The sequence below is a fragment of the Streptomyces sp. NPDC048442 genome, assembly GCF_040651475.1.
Lineage (GTDB): Bacteria > Actinomycetota > Actinomycetes > Streptomycetales > Streptomycetaceae > Streptomyces.
This window is the reverse complement of the sequence record NZ_JBEZKB010000016.1, coordinates 102782-123095: the sequence shown is the minus strand read 5'-3', so window position 1 is coordinate 123095 and position 20314 is coordinate 102782. Positions and strand designations below refer to the sequence as shown.

General features: G+C 70.0%; 21 protein-coding genes and 1 pseudogene. 9 read left to right on the top strand and 13 right to left on the bottom strand.

Annotated features, from left to right (window positions below):
- Positions 1-86 precede the first annotated feature (86 nt).
- The 3 genes from AB0D18_RS23755 to AB0D18_RS23745 are packed head-to-tail and all read left to right on the top strand — an operon-like array spanning position 87 to position 2571.
- Positions 87-395 (top strand): metalloregulator ArsR/SmtB family transcription factor, encoded by a 309-nt coding sequence (locus AB0D18_RS23755; RefSeq protein WP_362421909.1) that lies wholly within the window; start codon positions 87-89, stop codon positions 393-395.
- The gene (arsB, locus tag AB0D18_RS23750) at positions 392-1510 is read left to right on the top strand and encodes an ACR3 family arsenite efflux transporter (RefSeq protein WP_362421907.1); all 1119 of its coding nucleotides are present in this window, start codon (positions 392-394) and stop codon (positions 1508-1510) included. Before AB0D18_RS23755 ends, arsB begins: the two co-directional genes overlap by 4 nt.
- A complete protein-coding gene (locus tag AB0D18_RS23745; RefSeq protein WP_362421904.1) occupies positions 1507-2571 on the top strand; it encodes an ArsO family NAD(P)H-dependent flavin-containing monooxygenase in 1065 nt (354 codons plus the stop codon). Before arsB ends, AB0D18_RS23745 begins: the two co-directional genes overlap by 4 nt.
- Here AB0D18_RS23745 and AB0D18_RS23740 read toward each other — a convergent pair.
- The 5 genes from AB0D18_RS23740 to AB0D18_RS23720 form a co-directional block, all read right to left on the bottom strand.
- Positions 2564-3070, bottom strand: coding sequence for an N-acetyltransferase family protein (locus AB0D18_RS23740; protein WP_362421901.1), 507 nt, complete (start codon positions 3068-3070; stop codon positions 2564-2566). The genes AB0D18_RS23745 and AB0D18_RS23740 overlap by 8 nt on opposite strands.
- A 27-nt stretch (positions 3071-3097) precedes the next feature.
- Entirely contained in the window at positions 3098-3469 is a 372-nt protein-coding gene (locus AB0D18_RS23735; protein ID WP_362421898.1) for a metalloregulator ArsR/SmtB family transcription factor, read from the bottom strand.
- 75 nt (positions 3470-3544) lie between these two features.
- Positions 3545-3859: a hypothetical protein gene (locus tag AB0D18_RS23730; protein WP_362421895.1), complete on the bottom strand. Its 315-nt coding sequence runs from the start codon at positions 3857-3859 to the stop codon at positions 3545-3547.
- An 11-nt stretch (positions 3860-3870) separates the two neighbouring features.
- Complete coding sequence (locus AB0D18_RS23725) at positions 3871-4173, bottom strand: hypothetical protein (RefSeq protein WP_362421892.1); 303 nt, start codon at positions 4171-4173, stop codon at positions 3871-3873.
- Positions 4174-4212: 39 nt separating this feature from the next.
- Positions 4213-4530, bottom strand: coding sequence for an NAD(P)-binding domain-containing protein (locus AB0D18_RS23720; RefSeq protein ID WP_362421890.1), 318 nt, complete (start codon positions 4528-4530; stop codon positions 4213-4215).
- A gap of 189 nt (positions 4531-4719) precedes the next feature.
- Here AB0D18_RS23720 and AB0D18_RS23715 point away from each other — a divergent pair, with 189 nt between their 5' ends.
- Genes AB0D18_RS23715 through AB0D18_RS23705 form a run of 3 tightly spaced genes read left to right on the top strand, consistent with a single transcriptional unit; the run spans position 4720 to position 7517 of the window.
- Complete coding sequence (locus tag AB0D18_RS23715; protein WP_362421887.1) at positions 4720-6090, top strand: NAD(P)-binding domain-containing protein; 1371 nt, start codon at positions 4720-4722, stop codon at positions 6088-6090.
- Between the two features lie 6 nt (positions 6091-6096).
- On the top strand, positions 6097-7386 hold the full coding sequence (locus AB0D18_RS23710; protein WP_362421884.1) for an MFS transporter: 1290 nt from the start codon (positions 6097-6099) through the stop codon (positions 7384-7386).
- 8 nt (positions 7387-7394) lie between these two features.
- Positions 7395-7517 (top strand): hypothetical protein, encoded by a 123-nt coding sequence (locus AB0D18_RS23705; RefSeq protein WP_362421881.1) that lies wholly within the window; start codon positions 7395-7397, stop codon positions 7515-7517.
- 533 nt (positions 7518-8050) lie between these two features.
- On the opposite strand, the gene whiG is transcribed toward AB0D18_RS23705, so the two are convergent.
- From whiG to AB0D18_RS23680, 5 genes and pseudogenes are all read right to left on the bottom strand, one after another.
- A complete protein-coding gene (whiG, locus tag AB0D18_RS23700; protein WP_362421878.1) occupies positions 8051-9079 on the bottom strand; it encodes an RNA polymerase sigma factor WhiG in 1029 nt (342 codons plus the stop codon).
- A gap of 364 nt (positions 9080-9443) precedes the next feature.
- Positions 9444-9854 (bottom strand): nucleoside-diphosphate kinase, encoded by a 411-nt coding sequence (gene ndk, locus AB0D18_RS23695; RefSeq protein ID WP_362421876.1) that lies wholly within the window; start codon positions 9852-9854, stop codon positions 9444-9446.
- A 479-nt stretch (positions 9855-10333) separates the two neighbouring features.
- Positions 10334-10789, bottom strand: coding sequence for a hypothetical protein (locus AB0D18_RS23690; RefSeq protein ID WP_362422046.1), 456 nt, complete (start codon positions 10787-10789; stop codon positions 10334-10336).
- Positions 10790-10983: 194 nt separating this feature from the next.
- Positions 10984-11685: pseudogene (locus tag AB0D18_RS23685) on the bottom strand (hypothetical protein); the annotation flags it as partial.
- Between the two features lie 64 nt (positions 11686-11749).
- Positions 11750-13588, bottom strand: a complete 1839-nt coding sequence (locus tag AB0D18_RS23680; RefSeq protein ID WP_362421873.1) for an NAD(P)/FAD-dependent oxidoreductase — start codon at positions 13586-13588, stop codon at positions 11750-11752.
- A 362-nt stretch (positions 13589-13950) separates the two neighbouring features.
- Between AB0D18_RS23680 and rox the strand changes: the two genes are divergently transcribed.
- Together rox and AB0D18_RS23670 are read left to right on the top strand one after the other, a co-directional pair.
- The gene (rox, locus tag AB0D18_RS23675; protein ID WP_362421870.1) at positions 13951-15531 is read left to right on the top strand and encodes a rifampin monooxygenase; all 1581 of its coding nucleotides are present in this window, start codon (positions 13951-13953) and stop codon (positions 15529-15531) included.
- Positions 15532-15580: 49 nt separating this feature from the next.
- Positions 15581-15877 carry a hypothetical protein gene (locus AB0D18_RS23670; RefSeq protein WP_362421867.1) on the top strand — a complete coding sequence of 99 codons (297 nt, stop codon included), beginning with the start codon at positions 15581-15583 and terminating at the stop codon, positions 15875-15877.
- A gap of 106 nt (positions 15878-15983) precedes the next feature.
- Here the strand turns inward: AB0D18_RS23670 and AB0D18_RS23665 are convergent, their stop codons facing one another.
- Both AB0D18_RS23665 and AB0D18_RS23660 read right to left on the bottom strand, forming a co-directional pair.
- The gene (locus AB0D18_RS23665) at positions 15984-16751 is read right to left on the bottom strand and encodes a L,D-transpeptidase (RefSeq protein WP_362421865.1); all 768 of its coding nucleotides are present in this window, start codon (positions 16749-16751) and stop codon (positions 15984-15986) included.
- Between the two features lie 124 nt (positions 16752-16875).
- Positions 16876-17997, bottom strand: coding sequence for a Dyp-type peroxidase (locus tag AB0D18_RS23660; protein WP_362421862.1), 1122 nt, complete (start codon positions 17995-17997; stop codon positions 16876-16878).
- A 312-nt stretch (positions 17998-18309) separates the two neighbouring features.
- On the opposite strand from AB0D18_RS23660, the gene AB0D18_RS23655 reads away from it, so the two are divergent.
- Positions 18310-19398: a right-handed parallel beta-helix repeat-containing protein gene (locus AB0D18_RS23655; protein ID WP_362422044.1), complete on the top strand. Its 1089-nt coding sequence runs from the start codon at positions 18310-18312 to the stop codon at positions 19396-19398.
- Positions 19399-19401: 3 nt separating this feature from the next.
- On the opposite strand, the gene AB0D18_RS23650 is transcribed toward AB0D18_RS23655, so the two are convergent.
- Positions 19402-20307, bottom strand: coding sequence for a hypothetical protein (locus AB0D18_RS23650; protein ID WP_362421859.1), 906 nt, complete (start codon positions 20305-20307; stop codon positions 19402-19404).
- Positions 20308-20314 lie beyond the last annotated feature (7 nt).

Sequence of the window (20314 nt, the reverse complement as noted above, 5' to 3'; positions counted from 1 at the left end):
TCTCTCTCGTCGCATGGCGGAACCCAGCCGCCGATGACTTCAGGGCCCGCTGGTATCAGCGAGCAATGATGTGAGAGTATCAGTGCATGCTGACTTCAGTCGATCCTGATGTGATCCGGGTGCTGGGCGATCCGCTCCGCCTGAAGATCGTGACCCTGCTGGCGCGCGAGACGCTCTGCACGACGCACCTGGTGGAGGAGACCGGAGCGAAGCAGACCAATCTCTCCAACCACATGAAGGTGCTGCGTGAGGCCGGGATCGTGGAGACCGAGCCGTGCGGCCGCTTCACGTACTACAAGCTCAAGCCCGAGGTCCTGACCGGGCTCTCCGAGCAGTTCGCCGAACTCGCTGCCTCCGCCCGCACCGCTGCCGAGAACAAGAGGGCCTGCCCGTGACCTCCACCGAGCCCACCACCGCCACCGCGCAGGGCGCCGGCCCGGCCGGGGACGACTCGATCGTCAAGAAGCTCTCCACCCTCGACCGCTACCTCGCGGTGTGGATCCTGCTCGCCATGACCATCGGCCTGGGCCTGGGCCGCCTCGTCCCGGGCATGAACGACGCGCTGGCGAAGATCGAGATCGGCGGGATCTCCCTGCCGATCGCGCTTGGCCTGCTGGTCATGATGTACCCGGTCCTCGCCAAGGTCCGCTATGACCGCCTTGATCGCGTCACCAGCGACCGCAAACTGCTGGTCTCCTCGCTGGTCATCAACTGGATCGTCGGCCCGGCGGTGATGTTCGCGCTGGCGTGGATCTTCCTGCCGGACCTGCCCGAGTACCGCACCGGCCTGATCATTGTCGGCCTCGCCCGATGCATCGCGATGGTCATCATCTGGAACGACCTCGCCTGCGGCGACCGCGAGGCCGCAGCCGTGCTCGTCGCACTCAACTCCGTCTTCCAGGTCTTCGCGTTCGGCCTGCTGGGGTGGTTCTACCTCGACCTGCTGCCGCACCGGCTGAACCTCGGCGACGGCCAGGGTCTGGACGTGTCCGTGTGGCACATCGCGCTGAACGTCGTCATCTTCCTCGGCATCCCGCTGCTGGCCGGCTTCCTCACCCGCCGCATCGGCGAACAGAAGATGGGCCGCACCGACTACGAGGCGAAGTTCCTGCCGAAGATCGGCCCGTGGGCGCTGTACGGGCTGCTGTTCACGATCGTCATCCTCTTCGCCCTCCAGGGCAAGACGATCACCTCACAGCCGTTGGACGTCGTACGGATCGCGCTGCCCCTGCTGGTCTACTTCGCGATCATGTTCTTCGGCACCTTCCTCCTCGGCAAGGGCCTGGGCCTGGCCTACGACCGCACCACGACGCTGGCGTTCACGGCTGCGGGCAACAACTTCGAGCTGGCCATCGCGGTTGCCATCGCCACCTTCGGCGTCACCTCCGGCCAGGCCCTGTCCGGCGTCGTCGGCCCCCTCATCGAGGTCCCGGTCCTCATCGGCCTCGTCTACGTCGCACTCGCCTGGCGACGGAAGTTCGCCCCCGACGCGGTGACGACGGCCCCGTGACACAGCACGCGGATGTGGTGGTGATCGGCGGCGGCCAGGCTGGGCTCGCCGCCGGCTACCACCTGCGCCGACGCGCCCTCGACTTTGTGATCCTGGACGCCGACTCGGCGCCGGGCGGGTCCTGGCAGCACATGTGGGACTCCCTGCACCTGTTCTCCCCGGCGGAGCACTCCTCGCTGCCCGGGCGCCTGATGCCCGCCCAGACAGGTGAGACCTACCCGGACGCAGGGCACGTGGTGGGCTATCTCGCCGACTACGAGAAGCGCTATGACCTGCCCGTGCAGCACGGCACCCGTGTGGACGCAGTACGCCGCGACGGCGACCGCCTTCTGGTCGAGGCCGACACCGGCACCTGGCGGGCCCGGGCGGTCATCAGCGCGACCGGCACGTGGTCGCGGCCCTTCCTCCCCGCCGTGCCCGGCCGCAGCGTCTTCACCGGCCGGCAGCTCCACACGGTGAACTACCGCTCGCCGGCCCACTTCGCCGGGCAGCGCGTCCTTGTGGTCGGCGGTGGGAACTCAGGCGCCCAGATCGCCGCCGGCCTCGCCCTGGACGGTCACGTCGAGGTGACCTGGGTGACCCAGCGCCCGCCGAGATTCCTGGCCGACGACATCGACGGCCGCGCCCTGTTCGACGCCGCCACCGCACGCCGCCGCGCCCTCGAAGAAGGCCGCGACGACACCGGCGGCGTCGCCTCGCTGGGCGACATCGTGGCCGTGCCACCTGTCCGGGCCGCCCGCGACGCCGGACTCCTGACCGCGAAGCCGATGTTCTCCCGGCTCACCGCCGACGGCGCCCGATGGGCCGACGGCAGCCACACCGGCGCAGACGCGATCGTCTGGTGCACCGGCTTCCGGCCCGCCCTGGCACACCTTGCCCCCCTGAACCTGCGCGGTGCGCGCGGGCACATCCCCACCGACGGAACGCGCGCCCTCGGCGAGCCGCGACTGCATCTGCTCGGCTACGGCGACTGGACCGGGCCGGCATCGGCCACCCTCATCGGCGTCGGCCGCCCGGCCCGTGATGCCGTCCGCGAGATCGCACAGCTGACGGCTAGGTGATGGCGGGGCTGCGGCGCTCAACGAGGACGACGTCGCGCCAGACACCGTGGTGGCGCCCGATTCGCTCCCGGATGCCGATGACCCGGAACCCGGCGTGCTGGTGAACGGCGAGGCTGGCGGTGTTCTCGGGGAAGATCCCGGACTGGATGGTCCAGATCCCGGCCTGCTCGGTGGAATCGACCAGGGCCTTGAGCAGGGTGGAGGCGATCCCCCGGCCGCGCGCGGAGGGGTGGACATAGACGGAGTGCTCGACCACGCCCGCGTACGCGCACCGGTCCGAGACCCTGCTCGCGGCCACCCAGCCGAGCATCGCCCCACCCTCGTCGAGAGCGGCGAAGCGGTGCTCCGGCAGTTTCGCGGCGTCGAACGCCTCCCAGGCCGGTGGACTGGTCTCGAAGGTGGCGTTGCCCTCGTCGATGCCCGCCTGGTAGATGTCCAGCACCTGCTCGGCGTGATCCGCCGTCAACGGCACGACCACCGCACTCAGCGCCCTGCTCACCGCTTCCCCTCCGTGTCCGGTCGATCGTCAGGCTGCTGCCGGCATGGCCAGCAGCTGGCCCATGGCGGCGAGCACCGAGGGCTCGACCCGGTAGTACACCCAGGTGCCGCGCCGCTCGGAGGTCAACAGCCCGGCCTCCCTCAGCTTCTTCAGGTGGTGGGACACCGTGGGCTGAGAGACGCCGACGTCGGAGATGTCGCACACGCACGCCTCCCCGCCCTCGTGTGAAGCCACGGCAGAGAACAGCCGCAGGCGGACCGGATCGCCCAGCGCCTTGAACATCCGCGCGGCCGTCTCGGCCTCCGCGGCACTCATCGGGCGCTCGGTCAGCGGCGGGCAGCACGGCGCCACACCCTGACCGTCGGCTTCAAGTAGCGGCAGCAGCTTCGCATTCGACATGCATCTATGTTGACACACGTCGAATCAGTGCGGGAGGGGTGGCGCCGGATGCGAGGCAAGGTGGGTCGGGGGCGGTCAGAGGCCGATCGCGGCCGGGGCTTTGTGGAGGTGGGCGGCCAGGGGCGGAATGACGAAGTCGGCGTCCCTGCTGACCCCGCGCAGCGTGTTGGAGGAGAAGGATCTCTGGAACTCAAGGCCGAGATGGACCAGCCCAGGCCGGGTCAGGGAAATGCCGCCGCTGTGCAGTGGCATGCCGTTGGTGTCGAGTGCGCCGAGTTTGCCGAGGTGGTGGAGGTTGGGCCGGTAGCCCGTGGCAAGCAGCACCACGTCCACACGCTCCCGGGTTCCGTCTGCCCATACGACGGCGTCGCCGTCGAGTGCGGTGAACATGGTCCGCCGCTTCAGGCGCCCCTCGTCCAGGGCGCTCCGGTAGATGCCCGGGTCGAGGACGAGGGTGCGCCCACGTGGTGGATGAGCCACTCGGGCGGCAGGGTGTCGAACCCCGTGCTGGTGAGCCAGTGATGCAGGTCCTTGCCCTTCCGCAGCTGCGGAAAGAAGCGCAGCGGGGTCCGCGTCGCCAAGGTCACTTCGGCCACTTCGCCCAGCTCGTAGCCGACCTGGACGGCGGAGTTGCCGCCGCCGACCACGACGATCCGTTTGCCCGCGTACGACGCGGGACTGCGGTAGTCGGCGACGTGCAGCACCTCCCCAATGAAGTCCCGCTGCCCCGGCGGTTCCGGCAGTCACGGGTTGGCGAACGCCCCGGTGGCCGCGACGATCCCGCCGGCCCGCAATGCGGCGCCCTCGGTGGTGTGGACGAGAAAGATGCCGTCGTCCGCCTCCATGCTCTCGACCCGGGTATTGAGCCGGACCTCAGCGTCGAGACGCTCCGCGACGCCGGCGAGGTAGGCGACCACCTCATTCCGGTGCGGGTAGCGGTCGGCGTCCCCGCCGAACGGGGTGTGCGGCAGGGCGCTGTACCGCGCCGGAGAGAACAGGGTGAGGCTGTCGTAGTAATGCGGCCACGATCCCGCAGTCTGCGCGGACGCCTCCAAAACCACTGGCCGCACCCCCCGTTCACGCAGCGCGCGCCGCCGCCGGCCCGGACTGGCCGCCCCCGATCACCGCGACATCGACGTACTCCATGACCCCTCCTAGGTTCGACAAACGTCTATGTTGACGCCTATCGAATCAGGTGGCATGCTGACGGCGCAAGCCATCGACGCATGTCGAATCAAGGGGGAATCGCCGTGAACGCCACTGCCACCGACCGCCTGCCCGTAGCCGTCATTGGGGCGGGCCCCATCGGTCTGGCCGCCGCCGCCCACCTCGTCCAGCGGGGCCTTGAGCCGCTGGTCCTGGAGGCCGGAGAGGCCGCAGCCGGCGCTGTGCGCGAGTGGTCGCACGTGCGGCTGTTCTCCACCTGGGCCGAGGTCGTCGACCCGGCCGCCGAGAAGCTGCTGGCCCCCACCGGGTGGAGCCGGCCGGACGGTGCCACCTACCCCAGCGGCGGCGACTGGGCCGAGCGCTACCTCCAGCCGCTGGCCGACGCCCTTGGCGACAAGGTCCGGCTCGGCGCGACGGTCACCGGTGTCTCTCGTCTGGGCCGCGACCGCGTCGTGGATGCCGACCGCGAGCAGCAGCCGTTCACCGTCCACGTCCAGTACGCGGACGGCACGGAGGAACGGATCGTCGCCCGCGCCGTCATCGACGCTTCCGGTACCTGGTCCACGCCGAGCCCGATCGGTGGCGATGGCCTCCCGGCCCTGGGCGAGCGGGCGGCGGCCGAGCGGATCTCCTACCGCGTCCCCGACCTCAAGGACCCGGCCGCCCGGGCCCGGTACGCGGGCAAGCGCACCGCCGTCATCGGCTCCGGCGCCTCCGCCTTCACCGCCCTCGCCTACCTCGCCGACCTGGCCAAGGCCGAGGACGGCTCCGGTACGAAGGCTGTGTGGGTCCTGCGGCGCGGCATCTCCGGATCCACCTTCGGCGGCGGCACCGCCGACCAGCTGCCCGCCCGCGGCGCACTCGGTCTGGCCGCCAAGGCCGCCGTCGATGAGGGCCACGCCGACGCCGTCACCGGCTTTCGCACCACGAGCGTCGAGCGCGGCGACAACGGGCTGATGCTGGTGGCCGAGGACGGCCGCCGCCTCGACCCGGTGGACGAGGTCATCGTCCTCACCGGCTTCCGCCCCGACCTGTCCTTCGTCTCCGAGCTGCGCCTCGGTCTCGACGAGCGTCTCCAGGCCCCCGTCGAGCTCGCCCCGCTCATCGACCCGAACGTGCACTCCTGCGGCACCGTCTACCCGCACGGCGTGAAGGAGTTGTCCCACCCCGAGCAGGACGTGTACCTGGTCGGCATGAAGTCCTACGGCCGCGCCCCCACCTTCCTCGCCATGACCGGCTACGAGCAGGTGCGCTCCATCGCCGCCGCTCTGGCCGGCGACCAAGAGGCCGCCGAGAAGGTCGAACTCACTCTTCCCGAGACGGGAGTCTGCGGCGGCGCGGGCCTGTTCGAAGAGCCCGAGGCCGCGCAGGACGGCGAGGGCGGCGGCTGCTGCGCGGCCCCGGCCACCGTGCAGATCGGCGTCGGCGCCCCGGCCTCCAGCGGCGGCTGCTGACCCGCAGTGACCACTCCCGACACCCGCGGGGCCGCGACCGGAACAGGGGACCGGTCGCGGCCCCGCGCCGTCCTGCCTGCCCTGTGCGCCACCCAGATCACCAGCTGGGGCATCGTCTACTACGCCTTCCCCGTTCTGAATCCGCAGATCAACGCCGACACCGGCTGGTCGCCGACGGCGACCACCGCGGCCTTCTCCGCCGCTCTGCTCGTCTCTGCGCTCGTCGGCATCCCCGTCGGCCGCATCCTCGACCGGCACGGCCCGCGCGCCGTGATGACCACCGGTTCCGTACTCGGGACCGCCGCCGTCCTCACCGTCGCCGCCGCGCCCAACCTGGCACTGTTCACCGCCGGTTGGCTGCTCGCCGGTCTCGCCATGGCCGCCACCTTCTACCAGCCCGCCTTCGCCGCCCTGACCCGCTGGTGGGGCACGGACCGCGTGCGCGCGCTCACCGTCGTCACCCTCGCCGGCGGCCTGGCCTCCACCGTCTTCGCCCCGCTGACCGCCGCCCTCGCCGAGCACCTGAGCTGGCGTGCCACCTACGCCGTCCTCGCCGTCATCCTCGCCGCCGTCACCATCCCCACCCACGCACTCGCCCTGCGCGCACCATGGCCGCCCGCACCACCGCCACCCGCCCAACGCTCCTTCGACAGCAGGTCTGTTGTGCGCAGCCGCCCCTTCCTGCTGCTGGCCGCCGCGCTCACCCTCAACGGCTTCGCGATGTACGCCGTCGTCATCGCCCTCGTCCCCCTGCTAAGCGAACGCGGCGCCAGCCCCACCACCGCCGCCTGGGCCCTCGGCCTCGGCGGAGCCGGACAAACCCTCGGCCGCACCCTCTACTCCGCCCTCGCGCGCCGCACCGGCGTCACCACCCGCACCGTCGCCCTGATCACCGCCGGCGGCGCAACCACTACCGCCCTGGCCCTGGTCCCCGGCCCGCTCCCGCTGCTCGTGCTGCTCGCGATCGTGGCCGGCATGGTGCGCGGCAACCTCACCCTCCTCCAGGCCACCGCCGTCACCGACCGCTGGGGCGCCACCCATTACGGTCGCCTTGCCGGGCTCCTCGCCGCGCCGGCGACCACTGCCTCGGCCCTGGCGCCGTTCGCCGGCGCGGCACTGGCCGGGCCCCTCGGCGGCTACCCCGGCCTGTTCATCGCGCTCGCGCTCACCTCAGCCGCAGCTGCCGTCCTTGCGCTGGGAGGAACACCGAGCGATCGAGGCGACCTGCCGGGCGCCGCACGCCCAGCACCAAGGATCTGTGATTCGCCTCGGCCCAGGGCAGGGGGCGGCTACTGAGGCTCGTCGTGAAGCCATTCGTCTTCCAACATGCCGAGGACTCGTGGCCCGAGGGCCAGACCCTGCTGCACGTGTACGCCCTGGTCGACCTGGAACACGACCACGACTTGGCGGCACTCGTCACGTTGTAGGTTCGCATTTCGAGTGTCCTCTTCTCATTGACGGTGGCCCTTGTCCGGCCCAAGGGACATCCGAGTGAGACGAACCCTGTTCTGTCGCATTGAATCTGTCGGATTCTCGCTCCTGGAGTCCGACCTGGGAGGCCCGCTGCTGATCCGCGCGGGGCGAGGCCATCAGCTCGAACTCACTGTCCTCGGCAGACACGTTGTCGAAGCCATCGAGAGCCGGGCCCGTACGCTGGCCGAACAACCCGAGAGATACGTGGGACAGCGTTGCGGGCCACGCCCGTCCATGGCCAGGGCGGACGAGGCGCAAGCATCGGTTCACGCCGATGCTCCGGGCGTGGACCGCTTTCCCCGCGCTCCTGTAGCCGACGGTGCGAACGTTCGCCGGGCGCCACCAGTTCGTGGCGTGCCTCACAGCGGCCGAGTGGCGGTGGCGAATCCCCGGCCAGTCAGTGCAATCCACACGAAGGACCCCCGCCTGGAGGCCGCCGCATCGACGCCCCTGCCCAGTACCAGATCCCCAGCGGCGTCGACGCTCTTCAGCGCCCGAAGCTTGCGAGTTTCGCGCGCAGCTGGAGCACGGATTTCATATGGATCTGACTCACCCGGCTCTCGGCCACCCCCAGCACGCCCCCGATCTCGGCGAGGCTGAGGCCCTCGTAGTAGTAGAGGGTGATCACGGTCTTCTCCCGCTCCGGCGACGTGTTGATCGCCCGCGCGAGAAGGCGCCGCAGCTCACGGTCCTCGGCGATCTCGACCGGGTTGTCAGCCGCGGTGTCCTCGAGCGTGTCCATCAGGCTCAGCCGGTTGCCGCCCTCGCCGCCCACGTGCAGCAGCTCCTCCAGAGCCACCACGTTCGCCAGCGACAACTGGCTGAAAACCGCGTGCAGTTCCTCCACCGCGATCCCCATTTCATGGGCGACCTCACTCTCCGACGGCGTACGCCGCAGCTGCGCCTCGAGCGTGGCATAGGCCCGCTCGACGTTGCGCGCCTTCTGCCGCACGGACCGGGGAATCCAGTCGAGCGCCCGCAGTTCGTCGATCATCGCGACACGGATCCGCGAGATCGCGTACGTCTCGAACTTGATGGGCCGCCCGATGTCGAACTTCTCGATCGCGTCGATCAGCCTGAACACCCCGGACGAGACGAAGTCCGCCTGCTCGACATTGGGCGGCAGCCCCACACTCACCCGACCCGCGACGGACTTCACCAGCGGCGAGTAGTGCAGGATCAACTGCTCCCGCAGCCGGTCGTCGCCCGTCACTTTGTAGGACCGCCACAGCTCGTCGAGCGTCGAGGGAGTGGGCGGCCGCACGCTGCCACTTACAGCCGGTGACGCCGGCGACCGCACGTCGAGCGCAGTGGTGCCTAGCGCAATGGTCCGAGCCGTCTGCTGTACGCAGGTCTGAGCAGACGAGGTGACCGTTGCCTGAGCGACCGTGCCATCCGCAAGAGCCACAGCAGTTGCCAGGTCAGGCCGGAGTCGTGCCTTCAGCGAAGCCAGGGATGCTTCCGTTTCCTCTGGTGACACGGCCTGCACCAGCGCAGCCTCGGTCGCGTGCAGCATGTCCGGGACCGAGGTATCCTCCGCCGGCGGGGGAGAATCAGGTCGCTCCTGCTGGTGGTTCGTCACTGCTCCCCAAGATCTGGGCCAGACTCGATTTCTGACTCCACTTGGGGCTGAACGTTGGTGACTCCCGCTCCTGCTGGCCCGCCACGGCAGATGGAGTCACTGCGGCTGACCCGTCCCCGCCGACGGGGACGGTCAGCCGCAGGTGAGTGCACGGCAGGAGGCCGTGCGGATGCGGGGGATTGGAAACCCGCGACGCGACGTCAATGCGGGGGCCGCGGGATGGTCACGAATTCGGCGGCTGGAGGCACTGCATCGGAGTGCGCTACAGGGAAGTGGCAGCGGTCCGTGCCGCCCGATCTCAGAGCTCTGCGAAAAAGAACTTGATCTCGCGTTCTGCGGCTGCTGCTGAGTCGGACCCGTGAACGGCATTCGCCGCCAAGGTGGACCCGTAGTCCGCCCGAAGCGTGCCGGGCGAGGCTTCCTTCGGGTTGGCGGCGCCCATCAGGCTTTGCGTTGCCCGCACGGCGTCCTTGCCTTCGAGGACGCAGACCATGATGGGCCCTGAGGTCATGAATTTTACAAGGTCGCCGAAGAATGGCTGTGCGCGGTACTCCGCAAAGAATCCCTCGGCTCTTTCGCGGTCCATGCGCATCATTGAGGCCGCGATGATTGCAAGACCCTGGCTTTCTGCCTGGGAAAGGATGGCGCCGATTTTGTTCTGGGATGTCGCGTCCGGCTTGATGATGAAGAGAGTTCGTTCCATAGACATGGCGCGGATTTTATCGTGTGCCGTCGTTTGTGGAGAGGGTTTCCCTTGCTGCGTACCCGGGTTGACGAAGCGTCGAACCCATGAACGGCCCATCGTGGCCGCAGGCGGCATCCTCCGGCCCACGGCCAGGAGTGCGGGCTGCAGGGTCAGAAGTGGGGGTCATAGGTGATGAGGGCATTAGGGCAGGACGCCGCGTGCTGCAGGAGGGCTTCTCTCGGCCTGGTCAACGGATAGGCCCCACCGGTGCTCGGCACCGGCCGGGGGCGGAAGGCGCTGACGGGCAGGGAGCGCCGTGCCGGTGGCAGCTGGTGGGGACGTGCCTGCCCGCGACCGGCTGGTGGGCGAACAGACCCTCCCAGTGACCGATCGTCACTGCTCCCCAAGATCTGGGCCAGACCCGAATTGTGACCGCAGTAATAGAGAGGGGCGGGCGGCTGTCGGCGCGGGCCGCAGGGGCAGCTCCGACAGCCGTGGGGTAATCAGATCTCTAGTTGCTGCCCCTGTAGCCGCCCCCCGCCACCTGTCGGCCTGGATGCGGCGGCGGACACGGTGATGAGGTTGCCGTCGAGTTCCTGCCCGTTCAACCCATTGATGGCCGCCTCCGCTTCGGGTGACGAGGAGAAGGTGACGAACCCGAAACCCCTCGACGTATTGGTCTCGCGGTCTCGCATGACGATGGATTCCAGGACCTGGCCGAAATCCGGGAACCCGAAGCGCGGACGGACATTCTCGACGTAGTCCTCGACCGACCCGACAGCCCAGCCCATCACAGACAGCACGTTCCTCAGGCGCGGCGGCTGCCCCTTCTTCGCCTTGCCGTAACGGACGTTGAGCGTGCCGAACCTGCCGAACTGCGGCGCCTTTGCATTGCGCCCGAAGTCCATTAGGTCCAGCCGTGAGGTCTCCGTACGCGGCAGACCCCACCCATAGATCACCTTGAACAAGGTGGCGTCCCGGTACGCGGCCAGCGCACCCTTTGCGGCCGGCCCGAACCGCGCGCTCGACCTGCTCGTCGGCGTAGTCGAAGAAGAGCTGCAGCTCTTCACGCGTGAACGGGCGGGCCTCCGGATCACCCTCGTAGTCCTGCAGATGCGGAAGCGTGTTCCACTCATGGCAGATCGCCACGGGGTAGGTCGACGGTCACCCCGTACGGGCCGTCGAGCCCCCGGGCACGATCTCGCGGGTCCGGCCGTCGGGATGGAGCTCCGTGGTGCCGCCGGTCGCGAAGCTGGAGACGAACATCCGGTTCTCGGCATCGAAGGCCGCGTTGTCCAACCCCGTGAGCCCACTGGTGATCAGTGACCGCGATCCCGTTCCGTGCAGGTCGATACGGGTGACGAGGCCGGCCGCGCCCCGGGTGAGCACCAGCATCATGCCGCCCCGGTCGAAGCGGACCGCCACCGGCTCGTGCACGTCCTCGGCGACCGGCTCCGGCTCCCCGCCGTCGGGCGACAGCCGCCAGACCTGACTGGTCACCATGTGCGGGTAGTGCAGACAGCCGTCCGGGCCCTGCTGCATCGCGTTGCCCAGGGCCAGACCGTCGGTGAGCACCCGGGGAGGCGCGCCGCTGTCCGGGAAGAGTTCGAGCAGCCGCCCGTTCATCCGCATCTCGTTGACGAAGAGTCGACTCCCGACGCAGGTGATGCCGTTGGGGACCTTCAACCTTCACCGGGTCGGACAGGAGGCTGTACGTGCCCTGCGGGCTGCGCCGCCACACCCTCCCCGGCACCAGGTCGGCCACGTTCATCGAGCCGTCCGCACCGAAGGCGAGGTCGTCCGGCGACTGCACGGGGCCGTCCATCGGCACCACCGTCTCGACGTCCCCGGTGGCTGTCATCCCGTACGTGAACCGGGCGCCGGTGCGGACGTGCCGTACCGGCTGCCGCAGGACCCCGTCACAGCGGGTCCTCGTCGGCGTCGACGAGGACCTCGTCCAGCCCGCCGTTCGCCCGCCAGTCCCGCAGCAGTGCGTGGAAGGCGACGGGGCCTTCACCGTACGACTCGCTGCGCTTCCTGGGCCTGCCCTCGTTGTTGTAGTAGCCGGGGGTGCACTCCGCCTGGAACGCGTACAGGTCGGCCGCCTTCTCGCGGATCGTGGCGACCCACGCCGACTCGGCCCCGGCGCTCGGATCCACGTACCGCGCCCGCCGCTCGCGGGCCGCCGCGACGACCTCGGCGACGTGGGTCGCCTGCTCGTCGAGGATGTGCACGTAATTGACGGAACTGGCGTTCTGGAGCGGCCCGAGCTGGAAGAGGTTGGGGAAGCCGTGGCTGTAGAAGCCGTGCAGTGTACGGGGCCCCTCCCGCCACGTCTCGGTGAGGGCGGCGCCCCCTCGGCCGTACACCGGCAGGCGTCCGGAGGTGATCCCCGAGAGGCCCACCCGGAAGCCGGTGCCGAAAATGATGCAGTCGACCTCGTACGTGGCGCTGCCGACCACCACGCCCCGCTCGGTGATGCGCTCCACGCCGTGGTGGTCGGCGGTGTCGACCAGGGTGACGTGCGGCAGGTTGAAGGTCTGCAGATAACTGTCGCTGAACGTGGGCCGCTTGCACATGTAGCGGTACCACGGCTTGAGCTTCTCGGCCGTCTGCGGGTCGGTGACGACGGCGTCTACCCGCGCCCGGATCTCGTTCATCTTCTGGAAGTCGGCGAGCTCGTACGCGCGCTCGTTCTCCTCGGCGGAGAGATCCCGGTACGCGTCGCTGGGGATGAGCTTCTGATGCAGCCGGGCGCTGCTGGTCCAGCCGTCGTCGACCAGGTCCCCCTCCGTCCGGTCGCCGGTGACCAGCGCGAGGAAGTTGTCGCGGCGCCGCCGCTGCCAGCCGGGCGTGAGGGAGGCGGCCCAGTCGGGGTCGGTGGGCCGGTTGTCCCGCACGTCGACCGAGGAGGGCGTGCGCTGGAACACGTACAACTCCCGTGCGTCCGCCCCGAGATGGGGTACGCACTGGATGGCCGTGGCGCCCGTGCCGATCAGGGCGACGCGCTTGTCGGCGAGCTTGTGGAGGTTCCCGTCCGCGCTGCCGCCGGTGTAGTCGTAGTCCCAGCGGCTGGTGTGGAAGGTGTGCCCCGCGAAGGTCTCGATGCCGGGGATGCCGGGGAGCTTGGCCTCGCTCAGTGTGCCGCTGGCCGTGACGACGTACCGCGCCCGGATCCGGTCACCCCGGTCGGTCGACACGACCCACTCCAACTCCCCCTCGTCCCAGCGGAGTTCGGTCACCTGCGTCTGGAAAACCGCGTCGCGGTACAGCCCGAAGGCCCGGCCGACGGCCGCGGCGTGCTGCCGGATCTCCTCGCCGGGCGCGTACTTCCACTTCGGTACGTATCCGACCTCCTCAAGGAGCGGGAGGTAGATGTAGGACTCGATGTCGCAGTGGATGCCGGGGTACCGGTTCCAGTACCAGGTGCCGCCGAAGTCGCCGCCCTTCTCGATCACCCGGATCGACTCCACGCCCGCCCGCCGCAGCCGAGCGCCCGCGAGCAGACCGCCGAACCCGCCGCCCACGACCACCACTTCGACCCGGTCGTGCAGGGGCTCGCGGGAGGACGGGGCTGCCGTGTACGGGTCTTCGTCGTAGTACCCGAACCGCCCGGCGACGCGCTCGTACTGGCGGTTGCCCTCCGGCCGGATCCTGCGATCGCGCTCGGCCCGGTAGCGGGCCCGCAGCTCGGCGGGGTCGAACCCGAGATCCCGCGCGTCCGGCGACGACCGGCTGTTCGGCAGTGACTCATCCATACCTGGGACTCCTCGACGGCGTTCCGCGCTGGCAATGTGCACCATACATGCCACATGTAAGATGCACATCGGCACGCGCGGCTGTCGGGGGTCGCCGCGATCGACGACGCACCGCTGAGACGACGCACCGCTGATCAGCCGTGCCCTGAGCCGCGCCTTCGTCGCGGCGAACCGAAGTGAAATGAGTGGACGGGGTGAGGCTCCCGCTTGTAGCTTGCGGTGACCGTGACGCCGCCCGAGGAGGTGAGACCCATGAACGCTGTATCGATATGGGTGCTCCCCCTTCCCGTCACGGCCGGCGATTGATGTAGGTGTCGCCGGGAGCGCCCTCCCCATAAGGGCACTCCCGAAAGGCAACACCCATGAACTCTCCGCAGTTCAGCGCCGAGCCGTCGTCGAACGACACGGCCGGGCGCGACCTCACCGTGAGCGACGTCCCCGGACTCCGGCCGCAGGCCTCCGGCGACGACCGAGCGCCCCTCGTGTTCGACGTGATCATCGCCGGGTGCGGGCCGACCGGCGCGACGCTGGCCGCCGAATTGCGGCTGCACGGTGTGCGGGTACTCGTTCTGGACAAGGAGACCGAGCCCGCCTCGTACGTCCGCATTGTCGGTCTGCACATCCGCAGTATCGAGCTGATGGCCATGCGCGGACTGCTGGACCGCCTTCTCGAAAACGGCAGAAAGCGTCCGGCCGCCGGATTCTTCGCCGCCATCCCCAAACCCGCGCCCAAGGGCCTGGATTCCCCACACGCCTATCTGCTGGGCATCCGCCAGCCGGTCGTCGTCGACCTGCTCGAAAGGCATGCGGCCGCACTGGGCGCGCAGATCCGGCGCGGCAGTGCGGTGGCCGGTTTCGCGCAGGACGACGAGGGCGTGACCGTCGAGCTGGCCGACGGCGAACAGCTGCGTTCGCGCTATCTCGTCGGCTGTGACGGCGCGCGCAGTACGGTGCGCAAACTGCTCGGCGTCGGCTTCCCCGGCGAGCCCTCGCGGACCGAGACACTGATGGGCGAGATGGAAGTGGGCGTGCCGCACGAGGAGATCGCCGCCAAGGTCACCGAAATCCGCGAAACCCGGCAGCGCTTCTGGCTCCGGCCCTTCGGCGAAGGGATCTACAGCGTCGTGGTCCCCGCCGCGGGAGTCGGCGACCGCGCGGAACCGCCCACCCTCGAAGACTTCAAACAACAGCTGCGCGCCCTCGCCGGAACCGATTTCGGCGTGCACTCCCCGCGCTGGCTGTCCCGCTTCGGGGACGCCACCAGGCTGGCCGAACGCTATCGGGTCGGCCGGGTGCTGCTGGCAGGCGATGCGGCACACATCCATCCGCCCACCGGCGGACAGGGCCTCAACCTGGGCGTTCAGGACGCGTTCAACCTCGGCTGGAAACTGGCCGCACAGATCCGCGGCTGGGCGCCGGAAACACTCCTCGACACCTACCAGACCGAACGTCGTCCGGTCGCCGAGGACGTGCTGGACAACACCCGCGCCCAGATGGAACTGCATTCCACCGAGCCGGGCCCGCAGGCCGTACGCAGGCTGCTCACCGAACTGATGGACTTCGACGAGGTGAACCGCCACCTGATCGAGAAGATCACCGCGATCTCCATCCGCTACGACTTCGGCGAAGGCCCCGACCTGCTCGGCCGCCGCCTGCCCGACATCGACGTGCACCACGGCCGCCTCTACGAGCTGCTGCACCGCGGCCGCGGACTGCTCCTCGACCGCACCGGGCGCCTGACCGCTCGCGGCTGGTCGGACCGGGTCGACCACCTCACGGATCCCACCGCGGCACTGGACGCTCCGTGCGTCCTGCTGCGCCCCGACGGCCACGTCGCCTGGATCGGCGACGATCAGCAGGACCTGGACGCCCACCTCGCCCGCTGGTTCGGCGAGCCCACCGAGGGTGAATACACAGAGCGTCGGAACGGGTACCGTGAGTGACTTCGGTGGGCCGCATCCTGGGCGGCCCGCTTCATGAAGGGAACTCACCATGATGCGACGACGCATGGCCCTGGCCCTGGGGGCCCTGGCGGCCGCCGCCACCATGACGGTCGCGGTGCCGGGCTCGGCGTACGCGGCGGAAGGCGTCCTGATCGTCAACGGCAATGAGTACGAAGACCCGAGCGGCTGCTACGCCGTCGACCGGTTCCCGTCCTCGGTGACCAACCACACCGACGCCATCGCCGAGGTCCACTCGGGACCGGGCTGCACCGGCCAGGTCGAGTGGCTGGTCTACCCGGGCGAGACGTACCACACGGAGACGGCCCAGAGCGTCTTCGTCCTCTGAAACGCCAGAGCGTCTTCGTCTGTCATCCTGGTGGCCCCCGAAGATCACCCGCCCGGCCCGCGGGCCGACACCCACGCCCGGCCCGCGGGCCGACACCCGCCCGGCTTCAGTCGCCGGGGATACCCGTCGAGCCGAACCCCTCGGCGATCAGCTGGTCGTCGTGGGCCTCGGGCGTCTGCAGGGCACGGGTGGGTTTACGGCCGTAGATGTACAGCCTGGCGCCCACCTTGAGGTACTTGTACAGCCGTTCGGCGTCCTTGAGGTACATGTTGATGCAGCCGCCGGACCCCGACGAGAACAGGTCGTGGTACGTGCCGTGCAGGGCTTGGCCCCCGTTGAAGAACTGCGAGTACGGCATCGGCGCGTTGTCGTAGATCGTCGAGAAGAAGGTCTTCCTCTTCTGGTAGATCCGCTGCCAGCCGGTACGGGTCTCCAGCCCCTTGCGGCCGCTGCGGATGGGGACGGGCGAGAACATGACCTTCTTGCCCATCTGCACCCACAGAATCTGCCGGGACAGGTCGACGCACGTCAGCCGGTAATGGGGCTCCGGGCACCGCTTGTTCGCGTTGGGGTTCTTCCGCACCTCGTGGACCAGCAGCAGCCGGTAGGTCTTGATGTCGGCGGCCCCGTTGGCCGGCGTGATCTTCAGCCGGGTCTGGAGTTTCTTGATCGCGAGGCAGTCGGCCGAGGACATCCGGCCGTCCTGGGGGAGGTTGAGCTTCTTCTCCAACTGCCATTGGTACGCACCGGTTTCCGCCTTGCAGGCGGGGGCGGACGCGGCCCGAGCGGAGGCAGGGGGCGCGAGGGTGAGCAGGGAACAGGCCAGGACCAGGGCTGTGCCCGAGGTCCAACGCAGCGGCGGCCAACCAGGCATGGAATATTCTCCCGAGGCTGGGGGCGGCCGGCGGCCGCCTGTGCAGGTGTTACAGAGCTACCCGGTCCGGACGGGGCCTGCCATCCGGGAGGGGCCACCAGCGTGAGGGACACCGGGCCCGCGGTCAGAACAGGGTGTCGCCGAGATTTCCCGTCGCCCCGGGTCCCGGCAGGACGTAGGCCAGTGCGGAGGCCCGGTGCTCGATGAAGCGGGACAGCGCGTCCTTCACCGCGAGCCGCTCCTGCACCCGTACGAAGAGATGCGGATCATTCATGCAGGCGAGGAAGAGCAGGCCCCTGTCCTGCGGCCCGTTGTCGTACGTGTAACCGCGGCGCAGCATCCGCGCACCCTGGTCGAGCCGCGAGTGGGCCTGGCGCACATGGGCGTCGACCGGCAGGATGTAGCGGCCCTCCGGAGTCTTCTCGAAGAGGTCGACCTCCCGGTGCTCCTCCCGGTGGCCCAGAGGGGCTCCCTCCGCCCGGGTACGGCCGATGACGGCCTCCTGACGGCGCGCCGGAAGCACGTCGAACGCGGCGGTGTTCATGTGGATGCGGCGCACCACGAGGTAGGTGCCGTGCGCGTCGGGACCGCCGCCCACCCACACCCACCGTTCGGCCTCCGCCGAGGTGGGGTTGATCGTGCCGTCCTTGAACCCGAAGAGGTTGCGCGGCGTCTCTCCCGGCTCGTGCGGCGGAAGGTGCCCGCGCTGCGCCCACCGGCCGCGCAGCGTGCCGTCGGCGAGGCGGGTGAGCGCCTGCGCGGTCCGGGCCACCGCCGCGGGCCCGTCTCCGCAGATCTGCACCAGGAGGTCGCCGCCGCCCCGCTCCGGCTGCAGCCGGTCCCCGGGGAAGGACGGGAGCTCCCGCAGGAGGGCGGGCGGCCGCAGACCGAGGAGGCCGGGCAACCGGGGGCCGATGCCGACGGTCACCGTCACCCGGCCGGGCCCCGCCGCGGCCGCGCTCTTCCGGCTCCGTGACGTCCAGGCGGCGAGGACCTGCCGCAGCCGGCGAGCGCCTGCCGGGCCCCGCAGGCCGGGGGCCATGTCGAAGGCCAGCACCTTGACGTGCGGCTGCTGGGGTTCGCTGATTCCGGGCTGCCGCCGCCGGTGGCCGGCGGGGCCGGCGAGTCTGCCTCCCACCTGGGCGTGCTGCTGTTTCTCGGTGGAACATCCGGTCGCGAGGGCGGCCGCGGATCCCATGAGCAGGACACGCCTGGCCGGGCCGTGTTCGGACGAAATCGATGACATGGAATTCCGCTGCTCGGGAGGGAAGAAGCAGGACGGAAGGACGGTACACCTGCACCTATGCACATTTCCGCAACACCCCATCGGCGCCGCCGAATTCATACCGCCGTCCGGCAGATCTCCGTAGTCCTCGCCCTGCTGGCAGCGGCCGTGGCATGCGGGGAAGCGCCTTCCGCCCGGCCCGCTCCGGGCCCCGACGGCCACTCCGTCATTCGCGTTCCGCAGAACGCTCCGTCAATTCAGGAGGCGGTCGATTTCGCTCGCCCGGGTGACCTCGTACTGGTCTCTTCGGGTGTATATCGCGAGAGCGTGGTGATGAAGACCGACCGGGTCGTCCTGCGGGGCACCGACCGGAACAAGGTGGTCGTCGATGGAGAATTCCGCCGCGGCAACGGCATCACGGTGACCGGCGCGCAGTCCGTGGTGGAGAACCTCACGGTCCGCAACCACCTGGTCAACGGAGTCCTGTTCACCGGCGTCACGGACACCCAGCTCCAGGCCCGCGGGGCGGGCGGCGCGGGCTACAGCCCGCTCGACACCGCCAAGTTCCCGCCACTGAAGGGATTCCGGGCCTCCTATGTGACTGCCCACAACAACGCCCTGTACGGAATCTACGCATTCGACGCCCAAGAGGGCGTCATCGAGCACTCCTACGCATCGGGCCACGCGGATTCCGGAATCTACGTCGGCCAGTGCCGGCCCTGCTCCACCGTCGTGCGCCACAACAACACCGAGCACAACGCGGTGGGCGTGGAAGTCACCAACGCGTCGGAGAACCTCTATTTCCTCGGAAACACCGTGCACCGCAACCGGGTGGGAATGACGGTCAATTCGAACGACCTTGAGGCGCTGGGCCCGCAGCACGCCGCGGTCGTCGTGGGCAACCGGATCACCGACAACAACGACGCCGCAGGCCCCGAACAGGCCGAAGGCGGCTTCGGCATCGGGGTCGGCGTGGGTGGCGGCCTGCGCAACACCTTCGACCGCAACCTGGTGACAGGCAACCGGGCCGCGGGCCTCATGCTCCAGGACCTCCAGGGCTATCCGGTACGCGACAACACGGTGCGCGGCAACCGGGTGCGCGGCAACGGAGTCGATCTCGTCCTCAACGCGACTGGTACGGGCGGGAATTGCTTCGTGGGCAACGCGGAGCAGACGGTCAGCCCCAACGGGCTGGTGGGAGCAGCCAGTTGTGGCAGTGGCAGTGGCAGCGGCGGCGGCGGGCGTGCGCTCGCCGGGAGGGGGCAGCCGGCCAGGGTGGACGTTCCGCCGGGGGTCTCCTTCCGGCGCGCACCGCAGCCCCCGGCCCAGCCCCAGCTGCCGGGGACGGCGGAAGGGCCGCCCGTTCCGGCCGCCGGGCTGCCCGGCCGGGTGCGTCTCCAGGACTTCCCGCTGCCGAGCTGACGCTCAACGCCCCTGCTTGCCCGCGCCGTCCTTGTCGGAACCGCCCTTGTCCGCGCCGTCCTTGACGGAGCCGTCCTTGCCCGAGCCGTCCTTGACGGAGGCGGGTGCCGCTCCCCAGGGGTTGCCGGGCACCTTGGTCTTGGACGTCGGGCCGAATTCGATCCGGGACGGAGCGGCGGCGTCGGCCGCGCGGATCTCCACCCGGCCCAGCCCGCTCCGGTCGTTGACCCAGTAGGTGAACGGCGAGCGCGCCCCTGGCGACCCGGCGGGGGCGGTCCGCCCGGCCTCCTGGGGCGCGGCGTTCGGGCCCTTGCGGGTGGCTGCCGGGCGAGGACCCGAGTAGAGGCTGTAATCGGCGTCGTTCCACTGGTCCCGGCCCAGGTACTGGGCGCCCTGCTGGGCGAGGAGCTGCGGATTGTCGGGGCGGTCGGTGCCCAGGCCCATGGCGACGCGCAGCACGACGTCCAGCGGGTCGCCGCTGTACGGACGGGGCGACCAGGCACGCGATTCGAGGCGGCCCGCGGCGGCGGCCGCGCCCGCCGCGGACGTGGCGGTGGCCTTGGCGGCGGCCAGCCCGGTGGCGTCCCAGGCGAGCAGTCCGCGCGAGCCGCCCGCCGTGTAGGTGCCGACGGCGCGGTGCGCGCGGTAGTCGATCACGGCGCGCACCTCGACGGTGCCGCTGCCCATCGGAGCCCACGCGACCACCTCCAGCGGGCTCTTCTCGTACAGGCTGAACCGGGAGACTGCCAGCTGCTCGGCCTCTTCGGTGCGGAGCGGCCGGGGGTCGTCCGCCGGGCCGGAGGTGAGGAAGAGGACCGAGGCGAGGGCGCTCACGCCGAGCCCCAGGGCCGCGAGGAGCACGCTGCGGGGCAGGAGCCGGGCGGGCAGGAACGAGGTGGGGGCACGCATACGGTGA

Coding starts and splice junctions, on each gene's coding strand:
- ndk (WP_362421876.1), bottom strand. CDS start 9,854: ATGTCTATGGAACGAACTCTCTTCATCATCAAGCCGGACGCGACATCC.
- rox (WP_362421870.1), top strand. CDS start 13,951: ATGAACTCTCCGCAGTTCAGCGCCGAGCCGTCGTCGAACGACACGGCC.
- AB0D18_RS23755 (WP_362421909.1), top strand. CDS start 87: ATGCTGACTTCAGTCGATCCTGATGTGATCCGGGTGCTGGGCGATCCG.
- AB0D18_RS23660 (WP_362421862.1), bottom strand. CDS start 17,997: ATGTCATCGATTTCGTCCGAACACGGCCCGGCCAGGCGTGTCCTGCTC.
- AB0D18_RS23670 (WP_362421867.1), top strand. CDS start 15,581: ATGATGCGACGACGCATGGCCCTGGCCCTGGGGGCCCTGGCGGCCGCC.
- AB0D18_RS23730 (WP_362421895.1), bottom strand. CDS start 3,859: ATGTTCACCGCACTCGACGGCGACGCCGTCGTATGGGCAGACGGAACC.
- whiG (WP_362421878.1), bottom strand. CDS start 9,079: ATGCTGCACGCGACCGAGGCTGCGCTGGTGCAGGCCGTGTCACCAGAG.
- AB0D18_RS23735 (WP_362421898.1), bottom strand. CDS start 3,469: ATGTCGAATGCGAAGCTGCTGCCGCTACTTGAAGCCGACGGTCAGGGT.
- AB0D18_RS23665 (WP_362421865.1), bottom strand. CDS start 16,751: ATGCCTGGTTGGCCGCCGCTGCGTTGGACCTCGGGCACAGCCCTGGTC.
- AB0D18_RS23680 (WP_362421873.1), bottom strand. CDS start 13,588: ATGGATGAGTCACTGCCGAACAGCCGGTCGTCGCCGGACGCGCGGGAT.
- AB0D18_RS23655 (WP_362422044.1), top strand. CDS start 18,310: ATGAAGACCGACCGGGTCGTCCTGCGGGGCACCGACCGGAACAAGGTG.
- AB0D18_RS23650 (WP_362421859.1), bottom strand. CDS start 20,307: ATGCGTGCCCCCACCTCGTTCCTGCCCGCCCGGCTCCTGCCCCGCAGC.